This is a genomic window from uncultured Stenotrophomonas sp. (assembly GCF_963519125.1).
Taxonomy (GTDB): Bacteria; Pseudomonadota; Gammaproteobacteria; order Xanthomonadales; family Xanthomonadaceae; genus Stenotrophomonas.
In genome coordinates this window covers 18,680-35,865 of the sequence record NZ_CAUQLJ010000030.1, presented here as the reverse complement: position 1 = coordinate 35,865, position 17,186 = coordinate 18,680, and the positions used below count along the sequence as shown (strand labels likewise).

Sequence of the window (17,186 nt, the reverse complement as noted above, 5' to 3'; positions counted from 1 at the left end):
GAACTCGATCTGGTTGTCCTTGATCAGCTTCTCAACGTTTTCCACGGACATCGGTGAAACCTCAGATGGGTGATTGCCTGTGTCGATAGAGCAATCCCCGTGCCAACTTTTTGCGACGCACAAGTGATTGATTTCACACGGCCTGCACTGAACTGGCGCCTGAACGTTGCGCACCACGATGGTGCAACGGCCGCACCACGCACACATTTGGTGCGTGCGTTGATGTTTTATGATCGGGACCGCCGCCGGGCACCGCCCGGCATCAACCAGAGCATGTGCGCGCCGATGTCCGACCTGTTTTCCGCCCTGCTGTTGGGCATTCTTGAAGGCCTTACCGAATTCCTGCCGATTTCCAGCACCGGCCACCTGCTGATCGCCCAGCACTGGCTGGGCGCGCGCTCGGACTTTTTCAACATCGTGATCCAGGCCGGTGCGATCCTGGCGATCACCTTGGTGTTTCGCCAGCGTCTGTGGTCGCTGGCCACCGGCCTGCACGACCGCGCCAACCGCGACTACGTACTGAAGCTGGGCACCGCCTTCCTGGTCACTGCGGTGGTGGGCCTGCCGGTGCGCCTGGCCGGCTGGGAGCTGCCGGAGACGGTGACACCGATCGCCTGGGCGCTGATCATCGGCGGCATCTGGATGATCCTGGTTGAAATGCGCGCGGCGCGCCTGCCCGACCGTGACGAGGTCACCTGGAAAGTCGCGGTGCTGGTCGGCCTGGCCCAGGTGGTGGCGGGCGTGTTCCCGGGCACCTCGCGCTCGGCGGCGGCGATCTTCATCGCCATGCTGTTCGGCCTGAGCCGGCGCGCGGCGGCGACTGAATTCGTGTTCCTGGTGGGTATTCCGACCATGTTCGCAGCCAGTGGTTACGCGTTCCTGGAACTGGCCAAGGACGGCAAGCTGGCCAGCGAGAACTGGACGGACGTGGGCGTGGCCTTCGTTGCCGCGGTCATCACCGGCTTCGTCGTAGTGAAGTGGTTGCTGGGCTATATCAAGGCGCACCGCTTCACTGCGTTCGCGTACTACCGCATCGCGCTGGGCGCGGCGCTGCTGCTGTTCCTGCCTGCTGGTAACTGAATGGCTCACCGCCGCCGCAACCCTACCGGCGTCGCTGCTGCGTTCTTCCCCGGGTTCCCAAGGAGATGTCCATGAAAACCACCCGCAACCTGATGCTGATCCTGCCGCTGGCCCTGCTGGCCGCGTGCAGCAATCCCTCCAGCCAGGCCCCCGCCGGCCCCGGCCGCGACGACCTGGCCCCGGCGCCAACCGCTGCCGCCGACCAGAAGGCCGCCGCGCAGCTGGACGTGCAGCGCCTGCAGGGCAACCACTGGGTGCTCGACAGCGCCACCGACGCCGGCGGCAAGCGCATCGACGCGCTGTTCGCCCGCGCCGACAAGCCGGTGACGCTGGACTTCATCGACGGCCGCCTCGCGGTGAGCAATACCTGCAACCGCATGGGTGGGGGTTACACCCTGGCCGATGGCACGCTGACCGTTTCGCCGATGGCGTCGACCATGATGGCCTGCACCGACAAGGCGCTGATGGCGCTGGACCAGGCGGTGGGCTCAAGGCTGGAAGGCGCGCTGAAGACCGAGCTGGGCACCGAAGGCCAGCTGACCCTGCGCACCGCCAGCGGCGACGTGCTGGTGTTCACGCCGCAGCCGACCGCCGAAACCCGCTTCGGCGGTCCGGGCGAGACGGTGTTCATTGAAGTGGCCGCGCAGACCAAGCCGTGCCCGCACCCGATGATCCGCGACAAGCAGTGCCTGCAGACCCGCGAGATCCAGTTCGACGAGAACGGGATCAAGAAGGGGACGCCGGGTGCGTTCGAAAACTTCTACGACGTGATCGAGGGCTATACCCACGAAGCCGGCACGCGCAACGTGCTGCGGGTGAAGCGCTTCAACGTGGCCAATCCGCCGGCCGATGCGTCGTCGAAGGCGTATGTGCTGGATATGGTCGTGGAGTCTGCGATCGAGAAGTGATCGGCATTGCGTGCGCCGGCCAACGGCCGGCGCTACCGATGTCCTGCGCCGCCCGATCGATGATCGGGCGGCGTTTTTATTACGCCAACGCCTGGTTCAAGGTATACGTGCCATGCAACGCCGCTTCGGCGAGCACGTGACCGTGCATCGCCTTGTGCACGTCGGCGGCGGTGAACGGCGTCGGCAGGTCCAGCGTGGCCACGTCCAGCGCGAACAGCCGGAAGAAATAGCGGTGCACGCGTTCGTCGTTGAACGGCGGGTACGGGCCGTCGTAGCCGAGGTACTGACCGGCCATGTCCGGGCTGCCGGCGAACCAGCCGGTGAAGTCGTTCAGGCCCTGGCGCGCGCCAACCGGGCCTGCCGGCTGCGGCTTGCCCTTGGCAACGAACCCGTCGCTGCAGCTGCCTTCGGCAATCTCGCGCAGGTCGGCCGGAATGTCGGCCATCGCCCAGTGGGTGAAGTTCGCGCGCGGCTGGTCGGCCGGCACGCTGCAGTCGGTGCGACCGACCGTTTCCGGCACGGTGGGCACGTCCGGGTCGATGCACAGCAGCGCGAACGAGCGCGTGCCCTCGGGCACCTCGCTCCAGGCCAGCGGCGGGTTGCGGTCGGCGGCAAAGCCGTTCGCATCGCCGGCGGCGAAGCGGCTGTCGATCGGCTCGCCATTGCGCAGATGCGTACTGGTGAGTTTCATCAAGGTCTCCTTACGCTTCGGTGTAGCCAAGCCGCACCGCGACCGGGGTGAGCTGGGCAAACGCGGCCGACAGAACCTCGCTGTACTGGCGCCAGTGGCCGGCCGGGAACCGCGCCGGGCCGAGCGTCTGTGCGGGTGGGAACTGCACGCCGAACAGGCGGCCCAGGTGCTCGGCCATGGCCGCCGGGTCGTTGCCGATCTCGTCGATGCGCACCAGCGCATGCGGGTACAGGTCCTGCTCGTGCAGGGTGGCGACCTGGGCCAGCGCGCGTGCCAGCCACTCGGCCGCCTCAGCCACCGAGTTGATCGCGAACGGTGCCGGTGCACCGTGCGCCAGCCACTCCAGCAGCATGTCGCGCGGGTCGCGCAGCACCAGCAGCAGGCGGCCTTCCGGCAGCTGCGGGCGCAGCGCCCACAGCAGCGCGTTGTCCCACCACAGCAGCCAGTCGATCACGTTGCCGTCGGCCAGGCCGCGTTCGGGCAGGGCCGCGCGCCACTGCGCCGCAAGCTGCTCCGGCGCCAGCTTGCCGGTGGAGAGGTCCTGCAGCGTGTGGTAACTCTGGAAGGCGTCGTTGGGCGGGTTCGGGCTGAATCGGTCGCCCCGCACCACCGGGCTGGCCGCCGCAATGGCGGCCACGGCACGCTCCACGCCCGAGCCCGGTGCGCCCCAGACGAACATGGGGCGGGCACCAACGTCGGCAGCAACCTCGCCGAGCGCCGGCCAGCTCAACGGCGCCTTGGCCTGCGGCGGCAGCGGCAGGCGCGTGGACGCTTCGGCGGCGTGCAGGCTGGTCCAGGTGGCCAGTGCGGCAGCGCGCTGCCCGGCACGGTCCTGCACCGAGCCCAGCCAGGCGCGCAGGCCTGCTTTGGCCTCAGCCGGCACCTGTTCGATCAGCAGTTCCACATGGGCGACGGCGGCAGCGGGGTCGCGCGCCAGCAGGGCGTCGACCACGCGCATCTCACCACTGCTGCGGCCCGGCTCGAGCGCGATGATCCGGCGCGCGATGGCTTCGGCCGCGTCGGCTTCGCCGCGCATGTCGTGCAGGCGCATGCGCGTCTCCAGCGCGGCCAAGTGGCCGGGCATGGCCTCGATCCAGCGGTCGGCGACAGCGGCCGCTTCCGGGCTGCCCACGACTTCGACCGACAGCCGTGCCAGCCACAGGTTGTGCTCGCCCGGGTGGTTGGCCAGGGTGGCGTCCAGGGTTTCGCGCGCCTGCGCTTCGCGGCCCAGTCGCTGCCAGGCCATCAGCAGCAGCTGCAGGGTCTGGCGGTCGGCCGGCCATTGCTCCAGCACCGGCAGCAGGTGCTCGATCGCCTTCAGCGGCTCGCCGGACTGCAGGGACAGCTCGCCGGCGAGACGGCGCATGGCCGGGGTGTCGGTGTCCGGCTGGGACAGCACCTGGTTCACCGTGGCTGCGGCGGCTTCGGTATTGCCCTGGCGCAGCGACAGCTGGACCAGCAGGCCGTGCAGCGAGGTGATGCCGGGGTTGATCGCCAGCACGCGGCGGAACGCCTGTTCGGCGAAGGCCAGCAGGTCCTTGCCCATGTAGGCGAAGCCCAGCGCATACAGGATGCGCGCGTCATTGGGCAGCGCTTCGCTGGCCGCCGACAGCAGCGCCAACGCGCGGTCGGCGTCGTTGCGGCGCAGCGCGATCATGCCGGCCAGCGCCACCACTTCCGGGTGGTCCTCGTCGACCCGCGCGGCGGTGCGGGTGATCTTCTCGGCCTCGTCCACGTCGTTGCGCGACAGCGCCAGGTGCGCCTGCATGAGGTAGGCCGAGAGTTCGTTCGGATTGAGCGCGGCAGTGCGGTCCAGCGCGGTGTTGGCCGCGTCGAACTGGCGCAGCGCCAGCAGCAGGCCGGCGTGCTGCAGGTGCAGTTCGGCATTGTCCGGGGCCAGCTCAAGCCCGCGCTGCAGGCTGGCCAGCGCGGCGTCGTGCTGGCCCTGCTGCTGCAGCGCCAGCGCCAGCCAGCGGTGCGCCTGCGGCTGCTCCGGTTCGGCCTGGGTCCATTCGCGCGCCAGCTGCGCGGCTTCGTCCGCTGCGTTGCGACGCAGGGCTTGCAGAATCTTGTCTTGCATGACGGTCCAGCTTGGGGTCAAACCCCGATTGTAGAACACCGGCGGCTGGGCGCCTGGAGTGCCCTCAGCGCAGTGCTTCCAGGCCCAGGCGCTCGGCCACCCAGCGTTCGGAGAAGCCGTCGCCGCGCCAGTTTTCCAGGAAACCGCAGTGCCCGCCCCAGGGCGCGATTTCGAGCCGGGCATGGGCCGGCAGGCGCCAGCCGTCGAAGGTGGCGTAGGGAATGACCGGGTCGTCCTGGGCCATCAGGATGTCGGCCGGCACGTCCAGCCCGGCCAGGCGGTCGCCGGCGATCGAGTAACCGTCGAAGTACGCCTGCAGGGTGCCGAACTCGGTGTGGTGTTCAACCAGCCAGGCGGTCAGCGCGCGGATGTCGAGCTTGAGCACGCGGTCATCCCAGTCGCTCAGCTCGGGGAACAGGTCGCGCTTGCGGCGCAGCGAGCCAGCCCATTTGCGGCGGAAGTACCAGTCGTACATCGCCGGGCCGTTCTCGATGCTTTCCATGGTGATGGCCGGGTCCAGCACCGGGCAGACCGAGGCCACCCGGCGCAGCGGCACCCCGGCTGCCGGTGCGCGCAGCGCCAGCCGCAGCACGAAGTTGCCACCCAGCGAATAACCGGCCGCGACCAGTGGCAGCTGCGGCCATCGCCGTGCGATGTCGCCGGCGGCCTGCACCACTTCGTCGATCCGGTTGGAATGGAAGATGCCCGGATTGAGGTGGTGGGTGTTGCCGTGGTCGCGGAAGTTCAGGCGCACCACGTCGTAGCCGGCGTCGAGCATCCGGGCCGCGGTCATGCGCATGTAGCTGGACTCGGCGCTGCCTTCCCAGCCATGCAGCAGCAATGCCATGCCGACCGGTTCACGGCCTTCGATGCGGCTGTGCCAACCCTGCAGGCGTACGCCTTCGCCGCCATCCAGGATCAGTTCTTCGGTGACCGCGCCGGTCGCCGCCAGCAGCACCAGGCCGCGCTGCATGCGCATGCGGCTGGAACTGAGCATCGACTGCAGGTGCGGGTTGCGCAGCCAACGCGGCGGACAGTAGTCGGCAGCGGTCAGCATCGCACTACGGGGCAGTCATGGCCGCCACGATGCGCGCACGCGAGGTTTCCGCGATGCGGCGACGGCCTTCCAGGTCATGGGTGCCAATGGGCGCGAGGAAATGCACCTCGGCCCGACGTGCCGGTTCGCCCAGCAGGCGCAGGAAATTGGCGAAGAAGCTTTCGCGTTCGCCGAAGGCGACCACGGTCTGCGCGTTGCCGTGCAGGCCATAGCGCAGCGCTACCGGCTGCACCGGGACCTGGGTCTCTACCGCGGCCTGGAAGATGCGCGCGTGGAACGGACCGACCTCATGTCCGCCGCGGGTGCGCCCTTCCGGGAACACGCCCACCGCCTTGCCTTCCTGCAGCCGTTCAACCATCACCTGCATGACCCCACCGAGCGATTCGGTACTGCCACGCTGGTGGAAGATCGTCTGGCCGCGCGCGGCGAGCCAGCCAACCACGGGCCAGCCGGCGATTTCACGCTTGGCCACGAAGCCCATCATGCGCTGGCTGTGCAGCATGCAGATGTCCACCCAGCTGACATGGTTGGCCACGAACAGGACCGCGCCCGGCAGCGGCGTGCCGATACGATGCAGGCGGAAGCCGAAGATCCACATCAGGCCGGCCGACCAGGCGTTGACCACGCGATGCTCCAGCGGCCACCCACCCACGCGCACGCGACCCCACGGCGGCAGCATGCCGATCAGGGTCAGCGGCAGGAACAGCAGGAGGTGCACCAGCAGGAGGGGAACGCGATACAGGTAACGGCATACGCGCGCCACGCCGCCACGCGAGGCCGAAGGGGGGGAAGTCATCCGCGCACGATACTCCAGCGCTGCGGGGTCTGCCAGCAGATCGCGGGCAAACCGCCAGCGGCGGTCAAGGGCGAACCGCCGGAACCACGGCCAGGGTCAGCCGCGAGGTGCAGACCAGCTTGCCCGCCTCGTCTTCGATGCGGATGTCCCAGACATGCGTGCTGCGGCCTACGTGCACTGCCCGCGCAGTGCCGGTAACGGTACCGCCGCGCTGGGCGCGGATGTGGTTGGCGTTGATCTCCAGGCCGACGCAGACCTGCTGGGTGGTGTCCACGCACAGGTTGCCGGCGCTGCTGCCCAGGGTCTCCGCCAGCACTACCGAAGCACCGCCGTGCAGGATGCCGTAAGGCTGCCGGGTGCGCGCGTCGACCGGCATGGTAGCGCTCACCCAGTCTTCTCCGGCGCCGGTGAACACGATGCCGAGGTGTTCGATCAGGGTGTTGCGGCTGAGCGCATTGAGCGCGTCGATCGAAACCGGTTCGCGGAATACCTGGGACATGGGGGCGTCTCCGTACGACGAAGGGGAATTACAGGATGGGAACCAGACCGGCGCCGAACGCGGTGAGCATGCGCACCAGCAACCACTTGGGGCCGACGTTGACCTCGGGGAAGTCGCCTACGGCGGTGTAGCAGGAATGGAACGCAGGGTCCTGCCGACGCAGCGGTTCCGGGCAGTCGGGTCCGGGTTGGAACTCATAGTCGGTGGCGTAGCGCCACGGCCAGAAGTCGAGCACCGGCAGCGCTTCGGAAGCCTTGCCCACGCTGTAGTTCAGGCCGGACAGCACCGGCGGCTTGGTGCGCGGTGCCACCACCCAGGAATTCTTCGGGTGGATGTCGCGCAGGATGCTCTGCGCCAGCGCTTCGGCGAAGGCCGGGTCTTCGATGATGACCGCGCCTTCGGTGTTGTAGTTCTCGCTGCGCGGGTCGAAGTTGTGGGTGCCGATCACGCCGATGCGGCGGTCCACCACCAGCGACTTGGCATGCAGGCCCATGCGCGCGCCGCTGCGGGTCACCGGCAACGGCTTGTTGACCGCCTTGGTACCCAGGAACGAGGGCCGGGTTTCGGCACGCAGCACGCGACGCTCGACCACGCTGCCATCGGTCTGCCGGCGTGCGGCCGGGCCGGGAGTGGGCTGGGGCCGCCGGGCTGCGGGTTCGTCGCCGGGATTGTCGGCGGAGTCCATGTCCGGGTCCGCTGCAGCGACCGGGTCGGCTGCGACCGATGTCTCCGCCACGGCGCTACGGCGATTGCTGTTGCTGCCACTGCTGCCACCACGCCGTGCGTTGCTGCCCGCGGCACTGCCACCCAGCAGGCTGCTGTTCCGGTCGCTGCTGGGCGGCGTGCCCAGCGGTGCCGGCACCAGGTTGCGGTAGTCGACCGGGGCATCCAGCGGGAAAGGCTTGTACTCGTAGATGTTGAAGCCGAGCTCGCGCATGTTGCGGCGCTTGTACTTGTAGGACAGCGCATACACGATCGGATTGTCGGTGGCGGCCAGGCTGTTGGTGGAGACCACCACGCGCGGCGGATTTTCGCGCGCCTTGAGTGCCTCGAACAGCTTGCGGGCCGGCTTGGAGAGCACCAGGTAGGGGGTCTGCAGCAGCACTTCGCTCTGCGCGCCGGCGATCAGCGAATCCAGCTGCGGCTCGGTCACGTGCTGGCCATTGGCGGGCTGGGTCACCGTTTCCCTGCGATGCTTGCGCGGCAGGTCGGCCACGTAACGCACCGGGCCCACCCGGAACGCGGGATCGACGAACATGCGCTGGATGTAGGCCGGGTCCTGGGCTTCGTGCAGCACCTGTTCTACCCGGTCCGGGCGGCGGTAGTCGGCCGCCGGCATGGCCGGGGCGCCCTGCCTGAGCAAGGTGGCGCCGACGTCGTTCAGGCGTTCGGCCGGCACGCTGCGCGGGGCGAGCCAGTACGCTTCGAAATTGGCCGCCATGCCCCGCGCCACCGGGCCGGCAACGACCACGTCGCGGTCGCGGAAGTTGTATTCGCTGTCCCAGTCGTAATAGTCGTCCTGGTAGTTGCGGCCACCCACCACCCCGATCGCGTCGTCGATCACCAGCAGCTTGTTGTGCATGCGCTGGTTGAAGCGGCGGAAGCAGCACAGCACGCTGCCGGCATAGTCGGCGTAATTGAGCTTGGCCTTGCCGAAGGTCGGGTTGTACACCCGCAGTTCGAAATTCTGGTGGCTGCTGGCCAGCGCGGCCAGGATCTCCAGGTCGGAGATCGCCGACAGCTGGTCGATCAGCACGCGCACCTTGACCCCGCGCCGGGCGGCGGCCAGCAGTTCGTCCAGCACCAGCCGGGCGCTGTCGTCCTTGTCGAAGATGTAGGTCTGCAGGTCGATGCTGCGGGTGGCGCTGCGGATCAGGTTCAGGCGCGCCACCAGCGTGGTCTCGCCCTCGTCCAGGATGGTGGCGTAATGCCGCGGCGCGGCCTGGGTGGACTGGTTGAAGGCATCCCCGGCCAGCGCGCGCAGCGGGGAATCCAGCGCGCAGCGGTCCGGCTTGTCGCAATCAACCAGTTGGGAGCGCGCCTGGCTGGCAATGCCGGCCGCGCGGTCGCGCTCGGCATTGGACAGGGACGCACAGCCGCTTCCCAGCAACAGCGTTGCCAGCAGCAACACCCGCAGCAGGGGATTCACGGTTTCGGCGCCTCGTGGAGGCGGGCACGCAATACGAAGGTCACTCGATCACTCAGGGCTAGCTGCCAGCTGTCCATTCCATACCGGCCACGCTGCACGGTACCGCGGCTGACCACGTCGCAATCATACCCGGCCCGGGGGCAGACCGCCGGTTCAACCTTCAGGACCTCCGGGTGGGACACGCCGCGCAGGATCAGCTGGCCCTCGATCACCCCGCCCTGGTGGACCGGGTCCGGCCAGTAGGGCCTGGAATCGAACTCCACCACCGGGTAGCGGGCCGAGTCGAAGAATTCCTCACCGCGCATCCAGGCGGTGTAGCGTTCCTTGCCGGGAATTTCCACGTAACGACTGAACATGCGCAGGTGGACCTGGTGGCGGCCGTCGGGCAGCACGTCCACCCGGCCTTCAAAGCGCGGGAACACCCCTTCGATGCGCTGGCCCAGCCGGGTGCGGATCTCGAACCCGAAGTGGGAGCGGGCCGCGTCGACCTGCAGGACCTGCAGCGGCGGCTGGACCGGTGCGGCCAGCGGATTGGCAGGCGTGGAGGGAAACGGTACCGGCGGTTCGGCCAAGGCCGAAGCCGCCGCCAGCCCGAGCAGACAGCCCAGCATCGTGCGTACTGCTTTCACTGCTTACGGCCACCAGAAGGCGTTCAGCGTCGCAACACCCGGTTCAATGGGCGCGTCCTGGGGAAAATGAAGAACGGCGATGCCACCCGGCGGCATGCCGCGATAGTCGCTCGTGCTGCCTTCGGTCAGCTGGGCCACCAGCTGCTCCAGTCCGGGGTTGTGCCCCACCACCAGCAGCCGTTCGACGTCGCTGCGCTCGGTTACCAGACCGATGAGCGTTCCAGGCGTGGCCTCGTAAACGGCATCTTCAAGCTTCTGCTCGGCATAACCGGTAACCCGCAGTACCGCTTCGAGCGTCTCGCGGGTGCGTCGCGACGGAGAACACAGTACGCAATCGGGCAGCAGATTGTGTTCTTTCAACCATTTCCCGGCAGCCTCGGCTTCGGCCAGGCCAACGGAGGATAGCGGCCGGTCCAGGTCGGCCTGGCCGGTACTGGCCGTTTCAGCATGGGCGTGACGCAGCAGTATCAGTTCTCGCATGGGCTTCTCTTCCAGTTCAGTCGTGTTTCAACCACTGCAGCAGTGGCTCCCAGTCACTCTGGTGCTCGCGCACCTGCGCGGAGCGGTAATCGAAAAGGCTGCGGCCCAGCCCGGTCATGACCACGTAGCTCTGGCTGTCGCGCAGCTGCGCGACCACCGGGTAGGGCCATTCGCCCAGCATCTGCAGCGCCTGCTGCGAGGTCTGGGTCCACGACTTGGTGCGGTTGAGCACGAGCCCGACCGGCAGCTTGCGCTTGTGGATGCGCGGGACCTTGGACAGGCTGTTGAGGAAGCCGACGATGGCTTCGATGTCCAGCGCCGAAGGCAGCACCGGCACCACCACCGCGTCGGCCGCATCAAGGAAGGCATCCAGCTCGCCCGCGCGCGCGCCGGCCGGGGCGTCGATGATCAGTACCTCGGTATCGTCGGGCACCTTCTTCAGCGGGTTCTTGCCGGTGGCGTCGATGGGCAGCACCGCGCTTTCCAGCCCGGCACGGCGTTCGGCCCAGCGGGTGCTGGAGCCTTGGGGGTCGGCGTCGGCCAGTACGGTCCGTTTGCCGGCCAGGGCGGCCTGCGCCGCCAAGTGGGTGGCGACGGTGGTTTTACCCACCCCACCCTTGGAGCCGGCTACCAGGATCGTCTTCATGCCAGCCTCGCTTCCGGGGAACGAGCCCCGAGCGTACACCGCCCGTTGTGATGGAGATAGTCGCGCGGCTGAACCCACTGATTGCCTCGGCGCTTTGCTATCGTGCGCGATCCAAAGGAATGCAAGCCGGCATGAGCGAGTTACAGGACCTGAGCGCGTTGATCCGCGCCAACACCCCGCTGATCGTGATCGAGACCCAGGACGAGGGTCGTATCGTGGAGCTGTTCCGGCAGACCCTGATGCATGTGTGGCGGGCCCTGCATCGCTGGTCGATCACCGAAGGCCTGCGCCGGATCGACATGGACCGCGAAGATGACGCGGTCGGCCCGCCGGACGCCAGTTCGGCCCTGCAGATGATCCGCCAGGCCGACCAGCGCGGCATCTACCTGCTGCTCGATTTCCACCCCTACCTGGGCTACGCCAGCCACCAGCGCGCGCTGCGCGACCTGATCCAGCGCCGCCATTGCGAAGCCCACGTGCTGGTGCTGGTGGGCGCCAAGGTCGAGCTGCCGGCCGAGCTGGAGGCCCTGGCCACCCGCTTCAACCCGCGCCTGCCCGACCCCAACGCGCTGCTCAAGATGCTGCGCGAGGAAGTGGCGGCCTATGCGAGGGAGAACGGCGGTCGGCGCGTGGAGGTGGACAACGACGCGGTCAAGAAGATCCTGCACAACCTGCGCGGCCTGAGCCTGGTCGACGCACGCCGGATCGCCCGCCAACTGATCTTCGCCGACGGCGCGATCAGCCAGGACGACCTGCCGCAGCTGGCCAGGCTCAAGTTCGAGCTGCTTAACCGCGCCGGTCACCTGCATTACGAATATGACACCACGCGCTTCGCCGACGTGGCCGGGGCCAATCGGCTCAAGCGCTGGGTCAACCAGCGCCGGCCGGTGTTCCTGGGTGGCCAGGGCCCGGCCGGGCTGGACCCGCCCAAGGGCATGCTGCTGCTGGGCGTGCAGGGCTGCGGCAAATCGATGCTGGCCAAGGCCACCGCCGCCGGTTTCGGGGTGCCGCTGCTGCGCCTGGACTTCGGCAGCCTGTACGACAAGTTCCACGGCGAAACCGAGAAGAACCTGCGCGATGCGCTGGCCTCGGCCGAGCAGCTGGCGCCATGCGTGCTGTGGATCGATGAGATCGAGAAAGGCCTGGCCAGTGGCGGCGAAGACGGCGGTGTGTCGCGGCGGGTGCTCGGCCACCTGCTGACCTGGCTGGCCGAGCGCAAGAGCACGGTGTTCATCGTCGCCACCGCCAACCAGGTGCACGAACTGCCGGCCGAGCTGCTGCGCAAGGGACGTTTCGACGAGATCTTCTTCGTCGACCTGCCCGACCCCAACACCCGGGTCGAACTGCTGCGCCTGCACCTGGGCCGGCGCCAGCTCAACGCCGACGATTTCGCCCTGCCTGCGCTGGCGGCCGCCAGCGACGGGTTCTCCGGTGCGGAGATCGAACAGGCGGTGGTGGCCGGACTGTACGCGGCGCACGCCGAGCAGCGCACGCTGGACACCGAGCTGCTGATGACCGAAATCCGCAGCAGCCGCCCGTTGTCGGTGCTGATGGCCGAACAGGTCAACGGCCTCCGCGAGTGGGCGAAGGGCCGTACCGTCAGCGCAGACGAATGAGGTAGAGCCGGGCCTGCCCGGCTCCCCCATCAACGGATCACGGCCACGCCGGCGGCTGCGCGGCCCAGGCCTGCTGCACTTCGGCCAGGCTGGCACGCTCGCTGTCGCGCCAGGTCGGCAGAAGCTGCGCATACGCATCGCTGGTGCTCCAGCGCTGCGGTTCGGTGCGCACGGCGGCGGCATACCACTTCACGGCCTCGTCCTTGCGGCCGAGCGTCCACAACGCCAGCGCGTAGGTCGGCGGCACCCACGATGCATTGCCACGCAGGCCCTGCTGGGCCGTGTGCCACTGCGTAAGTGCCGCTTCTGCGTCACCCTGGCGGAACAGGTCCCACCCATGGTTCCAGCGCACCATGCGCCCCGGTGCCGAAGTACCCGGTGCGTTCTTTTCCGCATCGGCATACAGCTCGCGGCCAAGCTCAGGGCGCCCCTGCGCATAGGCCACGCTGGCCAGCTGCACGGTGGCTTCCAGTGCCTTGCGGCCACGTTCGCGTTGTTTCATCAACTGATCGACGACATCGGCGCTGTCGGCAGGCACGACCACGGGCGCGACCGCCGCCACGTCGTCATCGAAGTAGAACTCCTGCAATGCCGGCAACGATTGCGCCGACACCCCGAACATCGTCATCCCCGCCGCCAGCACCACGCTGGACAGCATGTTTCTTCCCACTGACATACAAACTCCCCCAGGTTGTCACAACAACCTCCCTCCCCGATCCTAACCGCAGCCCGGCCCCGGTGCGAGTCCCGAAGGGCAAAAAATGCCCGGCTGATACAATTCCGCCCTTTCCGGCCGCCCTTGCGGTGGCCGTGCCAGCCGTCAGCACGGGCCAGCCATGACCAGTACCGCCGAACTTACCTCGCCTTCGTCCGCCAACCTGCCTGCCGGGCCGCTGGACGACAGCTATACGCTGGACCACAAGTACACCCGTACCGATGGCCGCATTTACCTGAGCGGGGTGCAGGCGCTGGTGCGCCTGCCGCTGATGCAGCAGCTGCGCGACCAGGCCGCCGGGCTGGACACCGCCGGCTTCATCAGCGGCTACCGCGGCAGCCCGCTGGGCGGCTTCGACCTGGAACTCTGGCGTGCCCGCCAACACCTGGAAGCGGCGAAGGTGAAGTTCACCCCGGGCCTCAACGAGGACCTGGGCGCGACCATGGTCTGGGGCACCCAGCAGACCAACCTCTTCCCGGGCGCCAGGGTCCAGGGCGTGTATGGCATGTGGTACGGCAAGGGCCCCGGCGTGGACCGCTGCGGCGACGTGTTCAAGCATGCCAACGCGGCCGGCACCTCGGTGCACGGCGGTGTGCTGGCCCTGGCCGCCGACGACCATGCCTGCCGCAGTTCCACCCTGCCCCATGGCAGCGAAGATGAATTCGTCAGCGCGATGATGCCGGTGCTCAATCCGGCCGGCGTGCAGGACATCCTGGACATGGGTCTGCTCGGCTGGGCCATGAGCCGTTACACCGGGCGCTGGATCGGCTTCAAGACCATCGCCGAAACGGTGGAGTCCTCCGCCTCGGTGCAGGTCGACCCGTTCGCGCGCCGGATCGTGCTGCCCGAAGACTTCGAGATGCCCGCCGGCGGCCTCAACATCCGCTGGCCGGATCCGCCGCTGGACCAGGAAATGCGCCTGCACCGCTATGCTGTCAAGGCCGCGCAGGCATTCGCCCGCGCCAACGGCATCGACCGGGTGGTGATGGATTCGCCGCGCGCGCGGCTGGGCATCGTCACCACCGGCAAGAGCTACCTGGACGTGCTGCAGGCGCTGGAGTACCTGGGCCTGGACGCGCGCGCCTGCGCCGACATCGGCATCCGCGTGTACAAGGTCGGCATGACCTGGCCGCTGGAGCCGGAAGGCATCGCGCGCTTCGCGCAGGGCCTGGAAGACATCGTGGTGGTGGAGGAAAAGCGTGCCTTCATCGAGCGCCAGATGAAGGAACAATTCTACAACTGGCCGGCCAGCGCCGGTCCGCGCCCGTCCATCGTCGGCAAGTACGACGAGGCCGGCCAGTGGATCCTGCCGTCCACCAATGAGCTGACCCCGGCCACCATTGCCGGCGTGATCGGCCGCCGCATCCAGAAGTTCTTCAGCAACGACTCGATCGAGCAGCGCCTGCGCTGGATGGACGAAAAGGAAGCCGAGCTCGCCCTGCCGCGCGCCAGCTTCCCGCGCGTGCCGCACTACTGCTCAGGCTGCCCGCACAACACCTCCACCCGCGTGCCGGAAGGATCGCGCGCGCTGGGCGGTATCGGTTGCCATTACATGGTGACCTGGATGGACCGCAGCACCGACACCTTCACCCACATGGGCGGCGAAGGTGTCACCTGGGCCGGGCAGGCCGCGTTCACCGACACCGAACACGTATTCCAGAACCTGGGCGATGGCACGTATTTCCACAGTGGCTCGCTGGCGATCCGCCAGGCGATCGCCGCCGGGGTCAACATCACCTACAAGATCCTCTACAACGACGCGGTGGCGATGACCGGCGGGCAGCCGGTCGACGGGACCTTGACCGTGCCGCAGATCGCCCACCAGATGCGCGCCGAAGGTGTGCAGACGATCATGCTGGTGAGCGACGAGATCGGGAAGTGGAACAAGCGCGAGCTGTTCCCCGACGGCGTGGAGTTCTTCGACCGCGCCGAACTGGACGCGGTGCAGAAGCAGCTGCGCGAAGTGAAGGGCACCAGCATCCTGATCTACGAGCAGACCTGCGCCACCGAGAAGCGCCGCCGCCGCAAGCGCGGCAAGCTGGTCGACCCGCCGAAGCGGGTGGTGGTCAATTCGCTGGTCTGCGAAGGCTGCGGCGACTGCGGCCAGAAGAGCTTCTGCGTGTCGGTGCTGCCGAAGGAAACCGAGTTCGGGCGCAAGCGCGACATCGACCAGTCCAACTGCAACAAAGACTACTCCTGCACCACCGGCTTCTGCCCCAGCTTCGTCACCGTGCACGGCGGCAAGCCGCGCAAGGGTGCGCGCAGCGACCGCAGTGCGCTGCTCGACAACCTGCCGGCGCCGACCTTCCGCTCCACGCTGGAGCAGCCCTGGAACATCCTGATCACCGGCGTCGGTGGCACCGGCGTGGTCACCATCGGCGCATTGCTGGGCATGGCCGGCCACCTGGAAGGCAAGGGCGCCAGCGTGCTCGACCAGACCGGCCTGGCCCAGAAGGGCGGCGCGGTGACCACCCATATCCGCATCGCGCGGACCCCGGAAGACATCCACGCGGTGCGCATTGCCGCCGGCGAAGCGGACCTGGTGGTGGGCTGCGACATGGTGGTGGTGAACGATTACTGGGCGCTGTCCAAGGTGCGCGCCGAACGTTCGCAGGTGGTGCTCAACACGTATGAAGCGATGCCGGGCACCTTCACCACCCGCCCGGACATGCAGTTCCCGGCCGCCGACATCATTGCCGGCATCCGCGTGGCGCTGGGGGGACGCGACCCGCTGCTACTGGACGCTACCCAGCTGGCCACCGCGCTGCTCGGCGATGCGATCGCCTCCAACCTCTTCATCCTGGGCTACGCCTGGCAGCAGGGGCTGGTGCCGATCTCGTTCGAGGCGTTGATGCGCGCGATCGAGCTCAATGGCGCGGCGGTAGCGATGAACCAGCAGGCGTTCGCCTGGGGCCGCCTTGCCGTGGTCGATCCGCAGGCAGTGCAGCAGGCCGCTGGCCTGGTCCGCAACGGCCACACCGACGCCGAGCGCACCCCGGGCCCGCTGCAGGACCTGCCGCCGGGCGAGTGGGAGGGCAACGAATGGGGCGCCACCGCCGCACCGCGCGAAACCGGCGACGAGCGCGAGCTGCGCGGGTTGCCCGGGCATGGCGGCGGCGACGTTGCATTCCTGCCGTTGGACGACGAGCGCCTGTCGCGTTCGCTGGATGAACTGGTGGAGCGTCGCGTGCGCTTCCTCACCGATTACCAGGACGCAGCGTACGCGGCGCGTTACCGCGCACTGGTCGACCGCGTGCGCAGCGTGGAGTGGGACAAGGCCGGCAGCACCGCGCTGACCGAAACCGTGGCCCGCTATTACTTCAAGCTGCTGGCGTACAAGGACGAGTACGAAGTGGCGCGCCTGTACACCAGCGGCGAGTTCCAGCGCCGCCTGCAGCAGCAGTTCGAGGGCGACTTCGAAGTGCGCTTCCACCTGGCGCCGCCGCTGTTCGCGAAGAAGGACGAGCAGGGCCGCCTGATCAAGCAGGAGTACGGCCCGTGGATGCTGAAGGCATTCGGGCTGCTGGCGAAGTTGAAGTTCCTGCGTGGCGGTACGTTCGACGTGTTCGGTCGTACCGAAGAGCGGCGCGGCGAGCGTCAGTTGATTGCCGATTACGAGCAGACCGTGGGGCTGCTGCTGGACGGCCTGAGCGATGACCGGGTGGCGCTGGCGGTGGAGATTGCCAGCATTCCCGAGCACATCCGCGGCTACGGGCACGTCAAGGAAGCGCACCTGCACAAGGCCAAGGCGCGTGAGGCGGTGCTGCTGGCGCAGTGGCGGAACCCGAAGGCGCTGCATATCGTGCAGGTAGCCTGACGCGGGTACGGGGTGCGTGGGAC

Annotated in this window: 14 protein-coding genes; 4 read left to right on the top strand and 10 right to left on the bottom strand. The window is 68.1% G+C overall.

All coding sequences use genetic code 11. The features are described from left to right. The first annotated feature begins 285 nt into the window (after positions 1-285). Positions 286-1,080: an undecaprenyl-diphosphate phosphatase gene (locus RYM47_RS18075; protein WP_070207927.1), complete on the top strand. Its 795-nt coding sequence runs from the start codon at positions 286-288 to the stop codon at positions 1,078-1,080. A gap of 71 nt (positions 1,081-1,151) precedes the next feature. Further along, on the top strand, positions 1,152-1,988 hold the full coding sequence (locus RYM47_RS18070; protein WP_315389758.1) for an META and DUF4377 domain-containing protein: 837 nt from the start codon (positions 1,152-1,154) through the stop codon (positions 1,986-1,988). A 79-nt stretch (positions 1,989-2,067) separates the two neighbouring features. On the opposite strand, the gene RYM47_RS18065 is transcribed toward RYM47_RS18070, so the two are convergent. From RYM47_RS18065 to RYM47_RS18025, 9 genes are all read right to left on the bottom strand, one after another. Further along, the gene (locus RYM47_RS18065) at positions 2,068-2,679 is read right to left on the bottom strand and encodes a YbhB/YbcL family Raf kinase inhibitor-like protein (protein WP_315389757.1); all 612 of its coding nucleotides are present in this window, start codon (positions 2,677-2,679) and stop codon (positions 2,068-2,070) included. A 10-nt stretch (positions 2,680-2,689) separates the two neighbouring features. Further along, positions 2,690-4,759: a tetratricopeptide repeat protein gene (locus RYM47_RS18060; protein WP_315389755.1), complete on the bottom strand. Its 2,070-nt coding sequence runs from the start codon at positions 4,757-4,759 to the stop codon at positions 2,690-2,692. 64 nt (positions 4,760-4,823) lie between these two features. Continuing rightward, positions 4,824-5,816, bottom strand: coding sequence for an alpha/beta fold hydrolase (locus RYM47_RS18055; RefSeq protein WP_315389753.1), 993 nt, complete (start codon positions 5,814-5,816; stop codon positions 4,824-4,826). A gap of 4 nt (positions 5,817-5,820) precedes the next feature. Next, positions 5,821-6,612 carry a lysophospholipid acyltransferase family protein gene (locus RYM47_RS18050; protein ID WP_315389751.1) on the bottom strand — a complete coding sequence of 264 codons (792 nt, stop codon included), beginning with the start codon at positions 6,610-6,612 and terminating at the stop codon, positions 5,821-5,823. A 64-nt stretch (positions 6,613-6,676) separates the two neighbouring features. Beyond that, the gene (locus RYM47_RS18045; RefSeq protein ID WP_315389750.1) at positions 6,677-7,111 is read right to left on the bottom strand and encodes a hotdog fold thioesterase; all 435 of its coding nucleotides are present in this window, start codon (positions 7,109-7,111) and stop codon (positions 6,677-6,679) included. Positions 7,112-7,139: 28 nt separating this feature from the next. After that, entirely contained in the window at positions 7,140-9,260 is a 2,121-nt protein-coding gene (locus tag RYM47_RS18040; protein WP_315389749.1) for a phospholipase D family protein, read from the bottom strand. After that, positions 9,257-9,889 (bottom strand): YceI family protein, encoded by a 633-nt coding sequence (locus RYM47_RS18035; protein WP_315389747.1) that lies wholly within the window; start codon positions 9,887-9,889, stop codon positions 9,257-9,259. Before RYM47_RS18035 ends, RYM47_RS18040 begins: the two co-directional genes overlap by 4 nt. 3 nt (positions 9,890-9,892) lie before the next feature. After that, positions 9,893-10,369: a histidine phosphatase family protein gene (locus RYM47_RS18030; protein WP_315389745.1), complete on the bottom strand. Its 477-nt coding sequence runs from the start codon at positions 10,367-10,369 to the stop codon at positions 9,893-9,895. A 16-nt stretch (positions 10,370-10,385) separates the two neighbouring features. Next, complete coding sequence (locus tag RYM47_RS18025) at positions 10,386-11,015, bottom strand: ParA family protein (protein WP_315389743.1); 630 nt, start codon at positions 11,013-11,015, stop codon at positions 10,386-10,388. A gap of 131 nt (positions 11,016-11,146) precedes the next feature. On the opposite strand from RYM47_RS18025, the gene RYM47_RS18020 reads away from it, so the two are divergent. Continuing rightward, positions 11,147-12,631: an AAA family ATPase gene (locus tag RYM47_RS18020; RefSeq protein ID WP_315389742.1), complete on the top strand. Its 1,485-nt coding sequence runs from the start codon at positions 11,147-11,149 to the stop codon at positions 12,629-12,631. A 37-nt stretch (positions 12,632-12,668) separates the two neighbouring features. On the opposite strand, the gene RYM47_RS18015 is transcribed toward RYM47_RS18020, so the two are convergent. Beyond that, complete coding sequence (locus RYM47_RS18015; protein WP_315389740.1) at positions 12,669-13,307, bottom strand: tetratricopeptide repeat protein; 639 nt, start codon at positions 13,305-13,307, stop codon at positions 12,669-12,671. Between the two features lie 160 nt (positions 13,308-13,467). Here RYM47_RS18015 and RYM47_RS18010 point away from each other — a divergent pair, with 160 nt between their 5' ends. Continuing rightward, positions 13,468-17,163 carry an indolepyruvate ferredoxin oxidoreductase family protein gene (locus tag RYM47_RS18010; protein ID WP_315389739.1) on the top strand — a complete coding sequence of 1,232 codons (3,696 nt, stop codon included), beginning with the start codon at positions 13,468-13,470 and terminating at the stop codon, positions 17,161-17,163. Positions 17,164-17,186: the final 23 nt, after the last annotated feature.